1 protein-coding gene is annotated in these 408 nt (G+C 62.7%); it reads right to left on the bottom strand.

Features of this window, described 5'->3' with window-relative positions; genetic code table 11:
- Positions 1–408: type VI secretion system tip protein TssI/VgrG (gene tssI / locus CXF97_RS14015; RefSeq protein WP_157830894.1), on the bottom strand; the 408-nt coding region annotated here is incomplete at both ends.

Here is a 408-nt window from a genome sequence, read left to right as displayed (position 1 = left end):
TTCCTGACCTTTTTTGTCTTCGATGCGCAGTTCGTTGTAGCCGCCACCGCCCATGGAACTCAGGGTCTTGAAGGTGCTGCGGGTCTTGTTCGCCGGCAGGGCGTACGGGACGGTGTTTTCCTTGTGGTACAGGCAGCCGCTGATCAGCGGTTGATCGGGGTCGCCTTCAAGGAAGGTGACCAGCACTTCCATGCCGATGCGCGGGATGGCGATTCCGCCGTACTGGGCGCCGGCCCAGGCGCTGGAGACGCGCAGCCAGCAACTGGTCTTGTCGTCGGCCTGACCTTCGCGGTCCCAATGGAACTGGACTTTGACCCGGCCGTACTCGTCGCAGTGGATTTCTTCGCCTTTCGGGCCGGTGACCACGGCGCTCTGGCTGCCGAGGATGCGCGGTTTTGGATGGCGCAA

Origin of the sequence: Pseudomonas sp. Choline-02u-1 (assembly GCF_002836515.1) — a bacterium.
Lineage (GTDB): Bacteria > Pseudomonadota > Gammaproteobacteria > Pseudomonadales > Pseudomonadaceae > Aquipseudomonas.
The sequence above is the reverse complement of the archived record's forward strand: the minus strand, read 5'-3'. Positions and strand labels throughout refer to the sequence as shown.